The sequence below is a fragment of the Candidatus Symbiothrix dinenymphae genome (assembly GCF_001431085.1).
Genome location: NZ_BBRU01000002.1, coordinates 1 through 19,282, shown reverse-complemented (window position 1 = coordinate 19,282; position 19,282 = coordinate 1). Strand labels below are relative to the sequence as shown.

The 19,282-nt window shown below is 46.7% G+C and carries 15 protein-coding genes; 8 read left to right on the top strand and 7 right to left on the bottom strand.

Features of this window, described 5'->3' with window-relative positions; genetic code table 11:
- Positions 1-8: 8 nt before the first annotated feature.
- The 3 genes from ASC50_RS00215 to ASC50_RS00205 all read left to right on the top strand — a co-directional run bounded on the left by ASC50_RS00215 (position 9) and on the right by ASC50_RS00205 (position 4,620).
- Entirely contained in the window at positions 9-1,652 is a 1,644-nt protein-coding gene (locus tag ASC50_RS00215; protein ID WP_082591986.1) for a YDG domain-containing protein, read from the top strand.
- 6 nt (positions 1,653-1,658) lie between these two features.
- Positions 1,659-3,368: an OmpA family protein gene (locus ASC50_RS00210; protein ID WP_082591985.1), complete on the top strand. Its 1,710-nt coding sequence runs from the start codon at positions 1,659-1,661 to the stop codon at positions 3,366-3,368.
- Between the two features lie 403 nt (positions 3,369-3,771).
- Positions 3,772-4,620 (top strand): mechanosensitive ion channel family protein, encoded by an 849-nt coding sequence (locus ASC50_RS00205; RefSeq protein ID WP_055432944.1) that lies wholly within the window; start codon positions 3,772-3,774, stop codon positions 4,618-4,620.
- Positions 4,621-4,639: 19 nt separating this feature from the next.
- Here the strand turns inward: ASC50_RS00205 and ASC50_RS00200 are convergent, their stop codons facing one another.
- The 4 genes from ASC50_RS00200 to ASC50_RS00185 all read right to left on the bottom strand — a co-directional run bounded on the left by ASC50_RS00200 (position 4,640) and on the right by ASC50_RS00185 (position 8,537).
- Positions 4,640-5,155: a hypothetical protein gene (locus tag ASC50_RS00200; RefSeq protein WP_055432943.1), complete on the bottom strand. Its 516-nt coding sequence runs from the start codon at positions 5,153-5,155 to the stop codon at positions 4,640-4,642.
- 87 nt (positions 5,156-5,242) lie between these two features.
- Positions 5,243-5,872, bottom strand: coding sequence for a flavodoxin family protein (locus ASC50_RS00195; protein ID WP_055432942.1), 630 nt, complete (start codon positions 5,870-5,872; stop codon positions 5,243-5,245).
- A 149-nt stretch (positions 5,873-6,021) separates the two neighbouring features.
- Positions 6,022-6,582, bottom strand: coding sequence for a porin family protein (locus ASC50_RS00190; protein WP_055432941.1), 561 nt, complete (start codon positions 6,580-6,582; stop codon positions 6,022-6,024).
- Between the two features lie 536 nt (positions 6,583-7,118).
- Positions 7,119-8,537, bottom strand: coding sequence for an ATP-binding protein (locus ASC50_RS00185; RefSeq protein ID WP_226995285.1), 1,419 nt, complete (start codon positions 8,535-8,537; stop codon positions 7,119-7,121).
- A 91-nt stretch (positions 8,538-8,628) separates the two neighbouring features.
- Here ASC50_RS00185 and ASC50_RS00180 point away from each other — a divergent pair, with 91 nt between their 5' ends.
- The 3 genes from ASC50_RS00180 to ASC50_RS00170 all read left to right on the top strand — a co-directional run bounded on the left by ASC50_RS00180 (position 8,629) and on the right by ASC50_RS00170 (position 11,875).
- Positions 8,629-9,315: a tetratricopeptide repeat protein gene (locus ASC50_RS00180; protein WP_055432940.1), complete on the top strand. Its 687-nt coding sequence runs from the start codon at positions 8,629-8,631 to the stop codon at positions 9,313-9,315.
- An 87-nt stretch (positions 9,316-9,402) separates the two neighbouring features.
- Positions 9,403-9,888 (top strand): 6,7-dimethyl-8-ribityllumazine synthase, encoded by a 486-nt coding sequence (gene ribH, locus ASC50_RS00175; protein ID WP_055432998.1) that lies wholly within the window; start codon positions 9,403-9,405, stop codon positions 9,886-9,888.
- Positions 9,878-11,875, top strand: a complete 1,998-nt coding sequence (locus ASC50_RS00170; protein ID WP_082591984.1) for a glycoside hydrolase family 31 protein — start codon at positions 9,878-9,880, stop codon at positions 11,873-11,875. The genes ribH and ASC50_RS00170 overlap by 11 nt, the downstream gene beginning before the upstream one ends.
- Here ASC50_RS00170 and ASC50_RS00165 read toward each other — a convergent pair.
- Genes ASC50_RS00165 through ASC50_RS00155 form a run of 3 tightly spaced genes read right to left on the bottom strand, consistent with a single transcriptional unit; the run spans position 11,867 to position 16,181 of the window.
- Positions 11,867-12,943 (bottom strand): GDP-L-fucose synthase family protein, encoded by a 1,077-nt coding sequence (locus tag ASC50_RS00165; RefSeq protein WP_055432938.1) that lies wholly within the window; start codon positions 12,941-12,943, stop codon positions 11,867-11,869. The two genes, ASC50_RS00170 and ASC50_RS00165, sit on opposite strands and share 9 nt — an antisense overlap.
- 14 nt (positions 12,944-12,957) lie before the next feature.
- On the bottom strand, positions 12,958-14,142 hold the full coding sequence (gene trpB / locus ASC50_RS00160) for a tryptophan synthase subunit beta (protein WP_420885198.1): 1,185 nt from the start codon (positions 14,140-14,142) through the stop codon (positions 12,958-12,960).
- 5 nt (positions 14,143-14,147) lie between these two features.
- A complete protein-coding gene (locus tag ASC50_RS00155) occupies positions 14,148-16,181 on the bottom strand; it encodes an alpha amylase C-terminal domain-containing protein (protein WP_056928536.1) in 2,034 nt (677 codons plus the stop codon).
- A 526-nt stretch (positions 16,182-16,707) separates the two neighbouring features.
- On the opposite strand from ASC50_RS00155, the gene ASC50_RS00150 reads away from it, so the two are divergent.
- Entirely contained in the window at positions 16,708-18,165 is a 1,458-nt protein-coding gene (locus tag ASC50_RS00150; protein ID WP_056928535.1) for an MBOAT family O-acyltransferase, read from the top strand.
- Between the two features lie 6 nt (positions 18,166-18,171).
- Positions 18,172-19,125: a hypothetical protein gene (locus ASC50_RS00145; protein ID WP_056928534.1), complete on the top strand. Its 954-nt coding sequence runs from the start codon at positions 18,172-18,174 to the stop codon at positions 19,123-19,125.
- Positions 19,126-19,282 lie beyond the last annotated feature (157 nt).

Genomic DNA, 19,282 nt, shown 5'->3' with positions numbered 1-19,282 from the left:
CATGAGAGATTACACCCAAGCCGGTTACGCTCACAGGTTTTTCCGTCGATAGCAGAACTTACGATGGCACTACGAACGCTACCTTTAGCGGTACGGGCAATATCGTTGGCATCGTTGAGGATGTCGGCGATGTGGTAACTGTGGAAAAAGGCACAGCGGCTTTTGCCGATAAAAATGCAGGACCGGACAAACCGGTCATATTTGACGGCTTCGCGCTCGCCGGTGCACACAAAGATAATTACGAACTGGCAGCACAGCCTGTCGCTACGGCAACAATCACCCCTTTGCCTGTCGTGGTCACGCCGGGCGATAATCTGAGTAAAACTTACAACACCGACGACCCCCCGGAGCTGACTTACACTTGGAGTCCGGAACTGCTCGATGGGGATATTTTTAGCGGCGTGCTCTCCCGCACCTCCAACGAAAAACCGGGGACGTATCCCATCACTCAAGGCTCACTGACTGCCGGCGGCAACTACGCTATCAGCATTGCAAATAAAGTCTTCACCATCATCCCGAAGAGCATTACCGCTTCAACGGTGACGGTGGCAAGCATCGCCGCTCAAAAGTACACCGGCAAAGAAATCAAACCGCTACCTAACGTGGTGGACGGCGGTCGCCCACTCACAATCAACACGGACTACACTCTAAGTTACAGCAACAACACAAACGAAGGGACAGCCACCGTAACCATAAACGGCAAAGGCAATTACAAAGATTCCCGAACGGTGGAATTTGAGATAACCACCAACACGGGCGGCAACACAGGCGGCTCAGGCGGCAACACAGGCGGCACAGGCGGCAACACGGGTGGCTCTGGCGGCAATACAGGTGGCAATACCAACGGCCACGCGATAGCTGTGTCAAATGCCGACAGCATCGGTACAGGCTATTACCTGGCACATTGTGAGGCTTTGGAGTCTGTTGTAACGGTTACGACCAAGACCGCTTCCACCGTATTGCACGAAGGTGTAAAAGGGAATCGCTTCACGGTTGATATTAGCAGAGGCGGACGTCATGTGGTCAAATACAGTATTGTAATCGCAAGAGACACAGCCAATTACAGTCTGACCATCGAAAGCCGAGCAGCGTTTGAGGATGTCGTGTCCATCCGGTACAACAATCTGCTGCTCGTAAAGGCAAACACCGGCTACGGTATAGTAGGTTGCGAATGGTATAAGGCGGACAGCAATGGCAAATGGGAGAAATTATCCTCCGAATTGTCCTATTCAGCAGGCAACAAGCGCACAGATATATTGGATGCCACCGCCGAGTATAAGGCACGCCTCATCACCGCCTCAGGCGACACCGTGGAAACATGCCCGTATTGTCAGGAACGCACCCGCACCACACAAATTGGCGCAATAGAGGCACCTCCCCTGAAAGTATATCCCAATCCGGTGCATGGCGGTGATTTCATCACCATCGAAGGCGTTCCGGAAGGTGTTACAAACATCACAATCTATGATTTAAACGGTCGCGCGGTGTCAACATTACCGGTAGAGGCGTGGCGTGCCACGACTCCGCAACCATCCCCGCAACCGCCCCTACAATCATCCCCGCAATCATCCCTACAACTACCGATACCAACCACACGCGGTGTCTATCTTGTGCGGATTGGGGAGAAATTGCTGAAAGTGGTGGTGGAATGAAAACAAATGAACAATCGCGTTTTATGCATATTGCTTTTCGTCATGGTTGGAATTGGTTCGGCACGAGCGCAGAACACACCGATACCGACCAAGACCGTTGCGGGGGTAGTACTGGATAAGGACACGAGGAGGTTCATAAGTGGCGTTTCGGTTGCAGTGAAGGAACATCCTTCTATCATAGGCACTACTGATGCAAAAGGCGCGTTCTCAGTGAGCATACCCGGCTCGTCAACCCGTTTGCGTTTCACACATCCGGATATGAAAGATGCCGAGGCGGTTATTGTGCCGCGCATGAGGGTTGAGATGAGCAAGCCGTTTGTTCCCCACGAATTTTCTATCCACGCAGGAGTCGGACTTTCGCCACTGTGGAATTATTCCTCCAACATGGGCAACTATGAAAGCAGTATCGGTATCGGGTGTGATGTGGGAGTGGGTTACACCTACTTTTTTACGAGGAAATGGGCTATATCGAGCGGCGTAGGTGCAGCCTTCTTCATAAACAAATACGCCTACGACCAGCCGGAATGGAGTGGCAACTATGACCACTATAAAGTTTACGATGGGGAAAGTGATGTTTATTTTAGCTACAAAATCAAAGGTTACACCGAAACGCAGCGAATAGTCTTGCTCACTATCCCGCTGATGGTTCACTTTGAAACACGCGCAACAGCAACAAGCAGGTTTTACGCCGCACTCGGCGGTAAAGTCGGCACGCTTGGCTCCATCTACTACGAAAACAGCCTAAACGAATTGGTTACAAGAGGCAAAGATATTTCGAGCAAACCACCTGCGGAAGATGATTCGAATGAATTAGAATACATCACTCGTCCACTTCGCGGCTTTGGCACATTTAATCCGCAAGGGAGTTCCGGCAGCATCAAAAAGCTGAACCTCGCCCTTTTTGCCTCCGCCGAAGTGGGCATGAAATGGGCGTTGACCAACGAATTGTCGCTCTACACAGGAGCCTACATAGACTACGGGTTAAACAACATTTTACAGGACGAAAACAAATCCCCGTTCATCACTTACAAACCCCCTATTCCTGAGCCGGATGAATACATCTACGACCCACCCACAAGTATGTTGTCAGCCCAAAAAGCAGACAACACGCCGTTTGTTGACAAAGTGGCACCGGTTTCCACAGGCATACGCCTCACACTGGCATTCAACAAAAAGCCCTCAAAAAAGTCGAAAGTTCCATTCAATGCGGCTGACAACCCTGCTATTCCGCCGGTTGCCCAACCCAATCTGCCGGTTGACAATTCTCCCGACACAAGCAGAATTATTCGGAGGCGCAGAACTCAGGTCAGTTCGCAGCGTATGGAAGAGGTGACAGACAAGCAACGGCTGCAGCGACCAATCAATTTTGAATTTGACCGGAGCGACTTGATACCTGACAGTAAAGAAGCATTGGAGGCAGAAATAATCGACCTCAAACAGCAGTTGGAAGAAAAAATACGCATCTTAAAGAAATACCCCAACTGGAAAATACGCATCGAAGGGCACACCGATGATATTGGCAGTTCGGAACGCAATACGATTCTGGGCAAGGAACGCGCCGAAACAGCGAAAAACTATATGCTCGAACGAGGCATCCCTGCCCAAATGATTACGGAAACGGTCAGCAAGGCAGCCACAGAGCCTCTCGTCCCCAATACCAGCGAAGAGAATAGGCAAAAAAACAGACGGGTGGTGATTGTTGTGATTGGAGAGTGAAGGGGTATTGCTGTCCCTAACGGGACAGCAATACCTCCTAACTCTTCACTCTTCACTCAATTTTTCAGGCTAAATCTTTTTTTCAGGTGCTATTTTTTGCAAACGGTGTTTTGTCCCGCAGGGACAGCACTTTATTAACCGTAGACTTCAGTCTACGGGAGTGACGGAGCCACCGCCTCCCCCAAGTCCCGCATGGGACGACACATTATTATACCGTAGACTAAAGTCTACGGTTAATATAGTGCTGTCCCTGCGGGACAAAACGAGCCGCACAGTTCTGTCCATAATGGGACTGCGCTCCGGGCAAGTAAAAATAGCACCTGAAAAAAAAATTTAGCCTTGCAAATTTTTTTTGGAAGAAATCAGAAAAAAGCACTAACTTTGCGGTCTTAAAAAAAAGAAAATGGATAAAGTGGCAGGTTTTGATTTGAACATTTCAAATTGGCAGCAATTGTTGGACACGTTTTTGAGGGAAACCTTGCATTTAGGTTTCAAAATTGTTGTTTGTATTGCTCTCTATATTGTTGGGCGTAAGCTGATTAAATGGCTTGATGCGATGATAAAACGGCTGATGACAGCCCGACGATTCGACCAATCCGTTTCTTCTTTTTTGCGCAGTTTGGTCAATGTATTGCTGACGGTTGCCATGCTGATGGCGATAATCAATTTTTTAGGCATCAGCACCACCTCGTTTGTAGCTTTGCTGGCGTCGTTTGGCGTGGCGGCGGGTATGGCGATGAGCGGCACGCTGCAAAATTTGGCGGGTGGCGTGATGATTTTGCTGTTTCGTCCGTATGATGTGGGCGATTACATTGCTGCACAGAGTTTTGAGGGCACGGTCAAAGCCATTCAGATATTCAACACGGTCATTATCACGTCCGACAATCGCACGGTGTTTATCCCCAACGGCATTCTAAGTGCCAATACGATAGTGAATTACACCCATCGGGAAAATCGCCGCGTGGAGTGGACGATTGGCGTGGATTATGGCACCGATTATGATGAAGCCAAGGCGATTGTGCAAGCCATTTTGAAAGGCGACAAACGCATCTTGAACGACCCGACTCCAATGGTTGTCGTTAAACAGCTGAACGACAGCTCCGTAGATATGCTAATTCGCGCATGGGTAGCCAAAGACAACTATTGGGATGTTTTTTACCACATCAACGAGCAAATATATAAAACATTCACAGCCAAGCACATAAACATCCCATTCCCGCAAATGACGGTACATTTGGCGGAGAAAGGTTAAATCGGTGTCTGAACAATCACTATTCCGACATCCAATACCGAACGCCTACCTCAAATGTCATAGAGCCACTCGTGCCGATATTTGGAGCCCAAGCCCCGAAAACCTCCAACTTTTCTTTATAAATCCATGATAAGCCTATTGGCACGCGGATTCCTCCGCCAAACTTTGTCCGACTATCTTCGCCGACACCACTAAAAGTAACCCCCGCGTAGGCACCAATCCCCAGATACCAGCCCAGATTTATCTCTTCCTCAAAAGTTTTGTCCAGCAAATAATAGTCGCCGGAAACACCGACATTCAGCCAATTGTTCTTTTTAAGCCCTAAACTGACATCCCAAAAGATGGGAATTTTAGGGGCTTTAAAACTAATGCCGGGACCACCAAAACTCTCAAACCCATCCCAAGCAAAACCATCGTGCCCATGCACGCCAACAGCCCAAACATCCGTTCGATGGTGCGATTGAGCCACAAGCACAACCGGACAAAACACCAAACTCAAAACCAAAAAACCCGCGAAAATCCGTCTAATTTGCATAATGTATATAATTTATAAATTTGTACAAAGTGTAAATTTCTCATCCTGTCAATCCTAAAATCCGGCAAATCCTGATTCAGACAAAAATCACCGAATAAAACTCATAAACACCTTCTCCTCCCCCTTAGGCTCAATCGCCGCACTTTGCGCCCGCATCTTCAGCATCCAAGCCATATTTTTGCCCAGCAACTGCATAATTTGGTTGCCCTCAGCATCTTGTGCCGCTTCACCGGGCGCACGACCATGAATCACATTCCAATAATTGGCAGTCGACACCAACATTTCCGACACGGTGAGGTAGTGATTGAGGGCGTTGAACGTCATGCTGCCTCCGGTGCGGCGAACGGCAACCACCGATGCCCCCACTTTGTGGCGAAACCAGCCGCCATTGGCTGAGGCAACGTAAAACGTGCGGTCTAAAAAGCATTTCATCGTGCCCGCGATGCCGGAATAATACACCGGCGAGCCAATAATAATGCCGTCGGCGGCTTTCATTTTCGGGAGCACTTCGTTCACAATATCGTTTGTGATAGCGCATTTGCCATCTTTCCTTTCGCCACATTTGCCGCAAGCGATGCAGCCGTGGACGGGATTGCCGCCTATTTCAACGATTTCAAACTCGATGCCCTCTGCTTGAAGGGCTTTGCCGACTACACCCAATGCGTAGGCTGTGTTGCCGCTCCGGTGCGGGCTTCCGTTTAGTGCGATTACTTTCATAATTTTGAAAAATGTTTAATTCAGGGCGGCAAAGGTACAATTTTTATTTCAAAAATCATCCAAATCTGGAAAATCATATTAAAATCACAGTTCAGACAGAAAAAATCCCCACCTCGCGGCAGGGATTTCCTGAAAAGAGCGTAGCTGGCTTAGAATAAATAGCCTACAGTGATGGCAATGTTGCTATTGCCACCGTCCTTACCTTCGTTCGCAACATTCGTCAAGCCGATGTTGTATTGGGCTTTGGCAAAGATGCTCCCAAATTGATAACCCGCACCGATGTTTAAGCCAAAATCCAATGGATTGAGCGTCTTATCTGAACCAAATTCCGCTCCATCGTCACTGCTGGTAATTCCATAACCTATGTATGGACCGGCAAAAACGAGAACTTTGGAATTGTCATTAACCGCAATTTTGTACATTGCGTTAATCGGCAATTGCAAGTAGCCCAACGTGATGGCGTCACCCATTACCGGAGCCGCCCCTTTTTGAGTGAATAATAATTCGGGGACAATAGAAAAACTTTCGGTAAGTGCAACATCAGCAACTGCACCTACTTGAAATCCTATCGTGGACACCATGCCTTCGCCGAGATCCCCTGAAAAACTTGGGAGATTCAACCCGGCTGTAACGCCAAATTTCAACTCCTGCGCGTTCACACTTGCTACGCTAACCAAAGCGATAGCTGATAAAAATACAATTTTTTTCATGTTTAAAATTGTTTTACGTCCGCTCCTTAGACGGACAATTAAATTACTAAAATTAAAATTCCTACTCTGTGAGGCTTTGTAGGGCTTGCCCCATTTTTATGTCAGTTGTTTGGTCAACCTATTTGTCCTTCCTCACCATACGCAACATAAAAAAAGCGCGGACAAAACTCTAAGTTTTTTTATCCGCCTTATGAGGTCCTAGACTACCTGAATGATCAGATAAAATGAGTTAGTCCAAGCCCCGAAGGGTGAACGTCGTCACTTTAGTCTTTACCATTCGTTAGAAATTGTCTAGATTTCATAAGGCAAGAATCAAGCTAAACGCTTTTTCCAATCTTAAAATGTGCGTATTACCGCTGTCATGTCATCATAATCTCCTATAATTTAACGAGTTAATCACGTCCGTATTCGCTCATTCATTCGAGCCAATATTCGGTCCGACATTTGCTTGTTCATTGAACTTAGCGCAAACTCGGGCGCAAAGGTAAGCATTATTTTTGAATTAAAATTCGCATTTATTGGTTGTCGAAGTTAAACTATGTTAAAATATTTGCTATCGCATACAGCGGGTACACGCGGATATTATCGTAGGTTGCAAAATTTTCGAGCGAAGTTCGGATGCCGTATTCCGACTGTTTTTCTTTCAGAAACTGCCACATACTTTGCATTTTGCCGGTTTTGCCCGATTTCACTTCTATTGGAATGATTTTATCGCCCACTTGCACCACAAAATCCACTTCGGCACGGCTGTTTCGTTCTTCGCGTGTCCAATAGAAAAGTTGCGTCTGCTCATAGCACGAAGCGGCTTTCAGCAGTTCCATACCGACAAACATTTCGGCGATGCCACCCTTGTTGATGGTGTCAAAATCATCGTTCAGCAAAATATCCGACAGTTTTAAGCCAAGCAATCGCTGAAAAACGCCGGTATCAAGCAAAAACATTTTGCGAAATTTCGGATTGATTTCCGAGCCGAGTGGCAGTCCGTTTGCCGAAGTGTGCGTTGCCGGAACCACCAACCCTGCCATTGCAAGCAGTTCTGCAGCGTGTTTTATCTGAAACGTCGAAAAAAACTGCTCCTTGTCGGTATAAACAAATTTGTTGCCCATTTGCCGAACTATGCTGTCGAGAGCCGCTGATATTTGCAAAGTTGGCACACGCTTTTTGTACTTTGCAAAATCGTTGCGCAAAGACACTATCAAATCATCAAGTACCCGTTGGCATTTCAGCAAGTTCTTTTCCGTCACATAACTTGCCACCGTTTCAGGCATTCCGCCGATAAGCAAAAATAATTTTAGCAAATAGAGTGCTTTGTTGTGCAACACATCATCGAGCGGATTTTCTATATTTGCCTTTTTTATGGCATTTAATAGACCCGTATTGCCATTTGCCTGCAAAAATTCGGTAAAAGAAAATGGATACATAAACAGTGAGCGAATTCTGCCAACGCCGAACGATGGAATTTCTTCGATTGCAAATTCGAGCAACGAACCGGCAGCCACAACGTGCAATTCAGGAAAATCTTCGCAGAAAAAACGCAACGAAGAAATGGCAGGCAAGCAACTTTGAATTTCATCAAGGAACAGCAACGTTCGCCCCGCCTCAATCGGCACATCGAAAGCGGCAGTAAGTTTTTCGCACAAATATTGCGGCGACAAGTTCCCTTCTTCAAAAATTTGCCGCGCTTCTGCATTTCTTTCAAAATTTATTTCCAAAAAATGCGGGAATTTCTGTCCCAGATTTCTGACGGCAGAAGATTTTCCAACTTGCCTTGCACCACGCAATAAAAGAGGCTTATGTTTGGAGTCTTTTGACCAATCTCTCAAATCGCTATCAATCAGACGTTTAAAATATTTCACTTCATTTTTCATAACCGAGTTTGACACTTTCACTTCATTTTTCGTAACCGAGTTTGACACTTTCACTTCATTTTTCGTAACCGAGTTTGCTCGTTTCACTTCAAAAATATGGGGCAAAGGTATGTATTTTTTTTATTCAAAAAAAATACTTACCTTTGCGGCTCGAAAACAAGTAAAATTTTGATATAAAATGACACAACAGAAAACTTCCACTGATGCCGTTGCACAAGTTGAAAAAAGTGTAGGCGAAATCATTTCAAAAACGGATGAGTTTTTGGATAAACATTTGAAAACTATTGAGATAGCTATTTTGGCTGTCGTAGTAATCGTGGTAGGCTATTTTGCTTACCGCCATTTCATTTTGCTGCCTCGCGAAAAAGAGGCGCAAGAGGTGATGTTCCCTGCACAAAGCTCGTTTGAATACCAGCAGTGGGCGGTGGCGTTGAACGGCGATGGTTCGCACGTTGGCTTTTTGGAAATTATTGACGAATACGGAGGCACCACATCGGGCAATTTGGCAAAGGCGTATGCAGGGCTTTGCCAGGCACATTTGGGCGAATACGAAGCCGCATTGGACAATTTGAAAAGCTACAACCAAAATGACCAACTATTTGCATCACAAGTGATTGCAGCAATTGGCGACTGCTATGTATCAAGTGGCGACTCTCAAACAGGCGTATCCTATTTTGAAAAGGCTGCCAAAAAAGCAGCCAACACAGCATTGAGTCCACTCTTTTTGAACAAAGCTGCCGAAGTATATACAAGTTTGGAGGAAAAAGAAAAAGCCCTGAAAATCTACACCAAAATCCAAACCGAATACCCCGAATTTGCAGCAGCCAACGCAATTGAAACGTACATTGAACGGTTGAAACAATAATGTCTGTCATTGCGGGCTTGACCCGCAATCCCTTGTTTTAGCAGGGGATCCCGTGTCAAGCACGGGATGACAAATGAACTAAAAAACATGGCAACTGCAAATCACCCGCTTTCCAACTACGACCCTGCGACCGTACCTGATGCTTCGGGTATGAGGTTCGTCATTGTGGTGTCGGAATGGAATGGGCATATCACCTCCAAACTTCGGGACGGGGCTTATGACACCTTGTTGAAACATGGCGCGAAAGCAGAAAACGTGACTGTAATCCATGTGCCCGGCAGTTTTGAGCTGATTTTTGCAGCTAAGCATGCCGCTACCAAATTACGTCCGGATGCCGTGATTGGGTTGGGATGTGTGATTAAGGGCGAAACACCACACTTTGAATACGTCTGTCAGGGCGTGACGCAGGGCTTTGCCGCCCTCAACGCAGAAGGAGATGTACCCTACATTTTCGGACTGCTGACCGACAACAACGAGCAACAATCCCTCGACCGCGCCGGAGGAAAATTGGGCAACAAAGGTGTAGAAGCAGCAATCACCGCTATAAAAATGGCGAAAATCAATGATGCGTAAACTCACATATCTCTTACTCTGTCTGTTGTCGGTCGCATGCACAGTGGTCGAGAAGGAGGCTGACGGTGTTACTATCTATCTCAAAAAGACTTCGGAGGAGGCGAAAACGATTCATCTGCAAGTTATTAACGACAATGTGATTCGCGTGACTGCGTTCCCAAGCAAAATAATTTCGCAGAATGAAACGTCACTGGCTACGTTCACGCACGGGATGGAAACCGGATGGTCGTATTCGGCTTCCGACGAGGATGTGGTGTTGAAAACGTCTGCTTTGTTTGTTTCGGTGCAACTTGCCGGCGGCAGAATTATTTTTCAGAACAAAGACCGTCGCCTCATTTTGGCAGAGCCGGACTGTGGTGGAAAAACACTTGAAAGCACTGTGCGTCAAGAGTTTGAATCGCCAAGTGATGAACTGTTTTACGGCACATTGCCATTCATCGTCAGCAACACGCATTACGGCATCCTTTGGGACAACGCCACTGAAACGACTTTTGAAAATTCGCGCGATTCCACCGAAAGCAATCCCGACAGAAACAAACTCGCCTTTCAGTCGGCTTCCGGCAGCCTTTTGGACTACTATTTTATCTATGGCGAAACGATGGATGAGTTGGTGAGCGGCTATCGCACCGTGACCGGTAAAGCCATAATACCCCCCCAATGGGCAATGGGGCTGTGGCAAAGCAGTGACTCCTACACGTCTCAGAATGCGTTGCTGACGGGGATGAACAGGTTTCGCGACCACCAATTTCCGATTGACAACATCATTTCGACAACAACTTACGAGAATAGCCGGTTTCCCGATATGACGAAAATGCTCGAGGATATTCACGCTATGGAGGCACAATTTGCCATTGCACTGCCGCCACAAGCCTCATGGGAAGAAGTCGGAAAAAACATCTTTGCAAAGGGCGTGGATGCCTGGTGGCTGAACAACCTGACGGACGCGCTCTACGCAAAAAGCATCTATAAGGGTCAGGAAAAAGCCGATAATTACCACCGCAGTGTGATTTTTGATGGCTCCAAGGCACCCGCATTGCAACAATATTCGGTCGTCACACGGCTGAGCGATGAAAAAAGCAGCTGGGAAGACTTGAAAAAAAGTATCGCCACAGGAGCGAGTTTGTCCCTTGCCGGAACACCCTATTGGGCGTTGGAGCCGGATGTTACGCAAAAAAACGACAGTATGTTGGAGCCATTTCGCGAACTTTACACCCGTTGGCAGCAGTTTAGCGCGTTTACGCCCATTTTCAGGGCAACTCATGAGCCTTGGCATATTGCGCCGGAGGGTCATGCAGCCTATTCTTCGTTGCTTTATTATGCCAATTTGCGGTATCGTCTGATGCCGTACATTTACAGTTTGGCGGGTTTATGTTATTTTGACGATTACACGCTGATGCGCCCGCCGGTGATGGATTTTCCGCACGATGCGGAGGTTTTGAACGTTGATGACCAGTATATGTTTGGACCCGCATTGATGGTTTGTCCGGTCTATCGAGAAGCGGTTGCAAAGCGCGAAGTGTATTTCCCCCAAGCCCCCGTTTGGTATGATGTGTATTCGGGACGTGCTGTGGATGGAGGGCTAAAAGACAGTGTTACAGCACCTTACGAGCACATACCATTGTTTGCTCGCGCCGGAGCAATTGTACCCATGGGGTATCCGCTCCAAAACACGCAGGAGGCACAAAAAAACTTGACCCTGTTTGTGTACGCTGGAGCTGACGGCAAATTTACGCTCTATGAAGACGAAAACACCAACAACAACTACCTAAAAGGGCGTTTCACACAAATCCCTTTCACCTACAATCATGCCGAAATGAAATTGACCGTAGGCAAGTGCACAGGTGAATTTCAGGGCATGACACGCAAACGCATCATCACAGTAGTGTTCGTGTCGCGCGACCACCCAACGGGCATAGATTTCAGATTGTCCGAAAAAAACTCCCACACACTATTGTATAATGGGGATGAGCGGACACTTTCATTTTAGCCTCTCGCAATACCACCGATATAACATCTCCACGCCCTGCCTGATGCCAATTTGATGCTTCCAGCCCAACTCATGCAACTTCGTTACATCCGTCAGTTTTCGCATCGTGCCGTCGGGCTTGTCGGTGTTGAACACAAATTTGCCTTGATAGCCAACTGTTTGCGCGATAATGTTGGCTAATTCGGCAATCGAAATTTCTTCGCCGGTGCCTATATTAATATGTGTGTTGCGAATTTCTTTGCTTGCCGGTTTCAAATCCTTGAAATCTACTTTTTCCATTACAAAAACGCTCGCATCCGCCATTTCTTCGCTCCATAGAAACTCGCGCATCGGCTTTCCGCTACCCCAAATCTCTACGCCGGTTTTCAAAATGCCGTATTTTTGCAACTTGCCCTCAATAGCCTCTTGACTGTCTTTTCCTGAAACGCCCTCTATCGGCAACGCGTTCAAATCGTTGCGTATAGCCTCCCAATCGTCCGTCATCAGGCTTTTGGCGAGGTAAACTTTGCGCAACAGGGCGGGCAACACATGCGACTTTTCCAAATCAAAGTTGTCGTTGGGACCATACAAATTGGTCGGCATCACGGCAATATAATTGGTGCCATATTGCAGATTGTAACTCTCACATATCTTGATGCCGGCGATTTTTGCCAAAGCGTAAGGCTCGTTGGTATATTCGAGCGGCGAAGTGAGCAAACAATTTTCGGGCATCGGCTGCGGAGCATCGCCCGGATAGATGCACGTAGAGCCCAGAAACAGCAATTTTTTCACGTCATTCAAATATGAGGCATGAATGACATTGTTCTGTATCTGCAAATTGTCGTAAATAAACTGCCCCCGATAGGTGCTGTTGGCAATAATCCCCCCCACATGGGCAGCTGCCAAAAAGACATAAGCGGGCTTCTCCGCCTCAAAAAAATCAAAAACAGCCTGCTGTTTAATCAAATCCAACTCCTGATGCGTGCGCACAACAAAATTAGAAAACCCCCGCACCTGCAAGTTCTTCAAAATAGCAGAGCCAACAAGCCCCCGATGCCCTGCAACATAAATTTTAGCATTTTTATCCATAAAAAACGGAATTTTTAATTCTTAATTTTTAATTGAATATACGTTTCCATATCCTTATCCCCACGCCCCGACAAGCACAGCACAATCACATCATCCTTCTTAAACTTCTTCTGCTGAAAAACCGCCAACGCATGTGCCGACTCCAAAGCTGGGATAATCCCCTCTAAGCGAGTGAGTTCCATCGCTGCCGTCAGTGCTTCATCGTCTGTGACTGCCAGCACTTCCGAACGCCCCTTCTTTGACATATTAGCGTGCATGGGACCAATTCCGGGGTAGTCCAAGCCGGCTGAAATGGAGTATGGCTCTTGCACCTGTCCATCTGCATCCTGCATCAGGAGGGTTTTGGCACCGTGCAGAATGCCGACCGTGCCGAGGTGGATGGTCGCCGCCGATTCGCCCGTGTCGATGCCTTTGCCTGCTGCTTCTGCCAAAATAATTTTGGTGCGCGGCTCGTCCAAATATTCGTAAATGGTGCCTGCTGCATTGCTGCCGCCGCCCACGCAGGCTACGAGATAGTCGGGATAGTCGCGACCTTCTTTCTCTTTCGTTTGCCACTTAATCTCTTTGCTGATAACGGATTGCAGCTGTGCTACCAAATCAGGGTAGGGATGCGGACCCACCGTTGAGCCAATCACATAAAACGTGTCGGCAGGGTGGCAACACCAATCTCTAATTGCCTCATTACAAGCATCTTTCAAGGTCATATTGCCGCTCGTGACGGGCACAACCTTTGCGCCGAGCATCTCCATTTTGCGGACGTTCAGATTTTGCCGTTCCACATCCGTTTTGCCCATATACACGATACATTCCATGCCCATCAGCGCGCAAACCGTTGCTGTGGCTACCCCATGCTGACCGGCACCTGTTTCGGCGATGATGCGCGTTTTGCCCATCCGCCTCGCCAACAAAATTTGCCCGATGGCGTTGTTGATTTTGTGCGCCCCCGTGTGGTTGAGGTCTTCCCGTTTGAGGTAAATCTTGCAACCATACCGCTCTGAGAGGCGTTTGGCGAGGTAGAGGGGGGAAGGGCGACCCACATAATTCGCCAGCAAATCCTGAAATTCTGTTTGAAAATCGGGGTCGGCAAGGATTTTTTTGTATTCATTTTTCAACGTTTCCACATTGGCATACAATATTTCCGGCACGTATGCTCCGCCAAAATCGCCGTAAAAACCGGCTTCATTAACATCAAAACTCATAATTTTTATTTTTTAATAAGCCGAAGCACCACCGCGGTGCGCACCGGCAAATATAATTTCAGCCATTCCTTCTTTTCCCCTGCATAGAGCGGGTCGAAAGCGGTGTGGTATGCAATATCGGCATTTATCCGTCCGAAGCCGCCGAACGCGGGGTTGTCGCTGTTCAACACCATCTCGTACTGCCCCGGAGGCACTAAAAAGCTGTAGTCGGTAAACGATTTTTCCGGATTGAAATTGAAAGCGAAGACGTAATCGCCCCGTCGGAATGCCAAAATCTGGTCGCCGTCGTTGTCCCACACTTTTTGAATTTCCAGCGACTGGAAGCCCTTGATGCCGTTGAGCAGATTCACCATCGCGCTGTCGAAATCGCCCAAGTAGTGGTATTTCAGGTCGGGATTGTCCACCAGATGCCACTGTCGGCGGGCATATTTATACGACCAGCCATTGTCCTGACGCGGGAAATCTATCCATTCGGGGTGCCCAAATTCGTTGCCCATAAAGTTGAGATAGCCGCCGTTGATGCTTGAGGCGGTTACCAAGCGAATCATTTTGTGGAGCGCGATGCCGCGGTCAACCATCAAATTGTTGTCATTCACGTGCATGTGCCAATACATTTCCGCGTCGATGAGGCGGAAGATGATGGTTTTGTCGCCCACCAACGCCTGGTCGTGGCTTTCGGCATAGCTGATTGTCTTCTCGTCTGCCCGCCGGTTGGTCGTTTCCCACCAGATGCCCGACGGGTGCCAATCCTGGTCTTTTTTCTCCTTGATAATTTTTATCCAGTAGTCGGGGATGTTCATCGCCATGCGGTAGTCGAAGCCGTAGCCACCCTGAGCGACTGCCACCGCCAATCCGGGCATCCCGCTCACCTCCTCCGCGATGGTCAGCGCGCGCGGATTGACCTCGTGAATCAACTTATTCGCCAGCGTGAGGTAGCAAATCGCCTCGCCGTCCTGATTGGCGTTGAAATAGTCGCCGTAACCGGAAAAAGCCTCGCCCAGACCGTGACTTTTGTAGAGCATACTCGTTACACCATCGAAGCGGAAGCCGTCGAAACGGTATTCTTCCAGCCAAAATTTGCAGTTGGAGAGCAAAAAATGTATCACCTCATTGCGCCGATAGTTGAAGCACAACGAGTCCCAAGCGGGGTGTTCGCGCCGCGCATCGCTGTGAAAATACTGGTCGTAGGAGCCGTCAAACCGCCCCAAACCTTCGATTTCGTTTTTCACCGCGTGCGAATGCACCAAGTCCATAATCACGGCGATGCCCATCGCGTGAGCCGTGTCGATGAGTTCTTTCAACTCCTCCGGCGTACCAAACCGCGACGATGCAGCAAAAAAACTCGACACGTGGTAGCCAAACGAGCCATAATAGGGGTGCTCCTGAACTGCCATAATCTGAATGGCATTGTAGCCGTCCTTTTGGATGCGCGGCAGAATATTTTGCGTAAATTCGAGATACGTGCCCACGCGCTCGTCATTGGTCGCCATCCCGATGTGGCACTCGTAAATCAGCAGCGGCGCGGTGTTCGGCGCAAAATTTTGCACCTTATATATATAGGTTGTTTCGGGATTCCAAACTTGCGCGCTGAAAATCTGCGTATGGTGGTCCTGCACCACACGTTGCGCCCACGCGGGGATGCGCTCGCCGGAGCCGTCGTCCCAGTGCATCCGCAATTTATACAGTTCGCCGTGGTGCAATTTGTCGTGAGGCAGAGAAATTTCCCACGCGCCATTGCCAATCGGATGCAGCTGATAATCAGGCTGTTCCGTCCAATCGTTGAAATCGCCAACGAGGTAAATCGCCGTTGCTCGCGGTGCCCATTCGCGAAACACCCAGCCCGCGTCGGTCTTGTGCAAACCGAAATACAGATAGCCGTCGGCAAACTCGCTCAGCGGCACTTTGCCATCCTGCGTCAACTCCCGTTCGCGCTGCAAAAAATAGGCATAACGCCCCTCAATCGCCGCCGTGTAAGGCTCCAGCCAAGGGTCGCCCTTGATTAGCCCCAATTTGCTTGTCGTCTCTTTTTTCGTAGCCATAGTGCGACAAAGTTACGGTTTTATTTTGAAATAAAGAAACACTGAATCTTTGGGTGCACGACAAATTTCCCTTTTTTACTCAGGGTCAATTGGCATTAAAAATTACGGAGACCAACTACCCCGTATGGGGTAGTTAAGACTGTAGGTCTTTGGCGTTGACTCTGAGTAAAAAGGGGAAATTTGTCGTGCACCCCTTAAACAATAAACATTTTTGTAATTGAAAAAAAAGTTTTACCTTTGCCCCCGAAAATAAAAAAAAAAGAAAATGCAACTTGTGTCATTGATATTCGTGATTCTTCTGTCGGTAGGGCTTTTATCGGTGGGGCTTTCGCTCTATGGGACGATTTTTAGTCATCATAACTCATTGATAATGAGCAAGTTACCCCCCCCCCCCCACATAACTTGCTTATTATCAAGTAGTTACGAGCGTTCGTTAAAGCTATTTATTAACAAAATACATCAGCCATATCAGGGTCATGCCTTGGTGTGGCTTTATTGTTGTGTCATTTAAAAACAGACAAATAATATGCTATTCAACTCTATTCCATTTGTGATTTTCTTTGTAATACTTTTTGCGCTGTATTACTTCGTTTTCAAAGAAAAGACGAAGCCGCAAAACATTCTTCTGCTGGTGGCAAGTTACATGTTCTATGCGTGGGCAGATTGGCGAATTTTGCCGCTGCTAATTGTTTCAACTCTTGTCTTTTATGGCTTGGGCATTGCGATTTTCAATGCCGCAGGGTCGCGGCGTGCCACAACCCTGTCCACCCTCGGCGTGGTGTTTGGCATAGCCGTGTTGGGCTATTTCAAGTACACCAACTTTTTTATCTCGTCGTTCAAGGATTTGTTCGACAGCATTGGGCTGCAAACCAACCTGCACACGTTCAATATCATTTTGCCAATCGGAATCAGTTTTTATACGTTCCGTCTGTTGGGTTATGTAATCGACATCAACAGAGGCAAATACGAGCCTACGCGCGATATTGTGGCATTTTCCACTTATGTTGCCTTTTTCCCGTGCATCCTATCCGGTCCGATAGACCGCCCCAACACACTCATTCCGCAGTTACAGATGAAACGAACTTTTGATAATTCTCTGGCAGTGGATGGACTGCGACAAATTCTTTGGGGACTATTCAAAAAGATGGTCATAGCCGATAATTGTGCCGTGATTACCAATGAAATTTTCAATAATTCCACCAACTATCCGGGTAGCACGCTCGTTTTGGGAGCAATTTTTTATACTTTTCAGATGTATGCCGATTTTTCGGGTTATACGGATATGGCGATTGGGGTGGGAAAATTGTTGGGCTTTCGCTTGACTAAAAACTTCAATTATCCACTTTTTGCACAAAATATTGCTGATTTTTGGCGCAGGTGGCATATTTCGCTCACTTCGTGGCTCACGGATTATGTGTTTATGCCGCTGAATGTGAAATGGCGCGATTGGGGCAAGTGGGGGATGATACTCGCCATTGTTGTCAATTTCGTACTCTGTGGCTTTTGGCACGGTGCAAATTGGATGTTTGTGCTGTGGGGACTTTTCCACGGGCTACTGTTTATCCCACTGATTTTATCCGGTGCTATGTTCAAAAAAACTACGATAGAGACTTACAAATGGGGATTTCCTAAGTTGAAGACCTTGGGCAATATGCTGCTTACATTTGCATTGGTGGCGTTTGGATTGATTCTTTTTAGAGCAGAAAGCGTTGCGCAGGCGGTTGATTATATTTCGGAGATATTTTCTTCGTCTTTGTTTTCTTTCCCTCATGGGATAAATGTAAATGGCATCGCAAAAAGTACGCTCGTATTTATCTCCATTTTTATGTTGGTGGAATGGTTTGGACGGGAAAATCAATATGCGATTGAGAAATTGGATTTTGCAAAGAAAAAATACTTCCGGTGGGCAATTTATTATGCAATAATTTTGCTTATTTGTTCCTCCGGCGGCGAAGAACAAGATTTTATTTATTTTCAATTTTAAAAGTTTATGAAAAAGTTTATTATCAATGTAGTTTTATTCCTGCTTGTCAGTTTGATGTTTCCCATTTCACTGGAAATGGTGTTGCGGCATATTCCCAATGATTATTCTTACACAAAGGATTATTTGGATACCCATGCCAATGAAATAGAAATATTGATTTTAGGTGGTTCTCATACCTTTTTAGGCATTGACCCTATTTATTTTTCCGACAATGCATTCAATGCAGCGTATGCATCTCAGCCGTTAAATTATGATTATGCGATTCTTAAAAAATATGATGAGAAATTAGTGAATTTAAAAATGGTCATTATCGCGTTTTCCTATGTTTCGCTATGGCACCAATTGGCTAAAGATAGAGATGGAGATGCAAGGTGGATCAAAAATTACATCCTTTATTATGGAATAAAAAGTGAAAATGACCCCATAAAATTGCATTTTGAAGTATTGAGTAATAGTTTTGAACGAAGTATTTCACAGATATCATCTTATTTCAAAGGGACAAATATAAAACAGTCAAAATTGGGCTGGGGAACAACGTATCTTGCACACACCCCAGATGTGGAAACAGCCGGAAAAGACAGGGCTATAGCGCATACAAAAGACATACATTCACCTGAAAATCAAAAACTTTTCGCGGATAATGTGGCATTTTTAGATTCAATCATTCAGATTTGCCAAAGCCATAATGCAAAAGTTCTTCTGCTAACTACGCCAAATTACAAAGCATATCGTGAGCATTTAAATGAAGAACAATTAAACGTAATGATAAATACGGCAAATGAAATGGCAAATAAACATCCAAATTGCACTTACATGAATTTAATGGACGATAGCACTTTTGTTTCTACTGATTACTTTGATGCCGACCATTTATGTGGAGTAGGGGCAAAAAAGTTGTCGTTGAAATTAGCCAACTATATTGAGGAGCAAAATTTGTATAAACCAAGTTGCCCGCAATGACAAATCAAATTATCGTTATCGGCTAAATCGTTTTTTCAGGTGCTATTTTTACTTGCCCGGAGCGCAGTCCCATTATGGACAGAACTGTGCGGCTCGTTTTGTCCCGCAGGGACAGCACTTTATTAACCGTAGACTTTAGTCTACGGTATAAAAGATG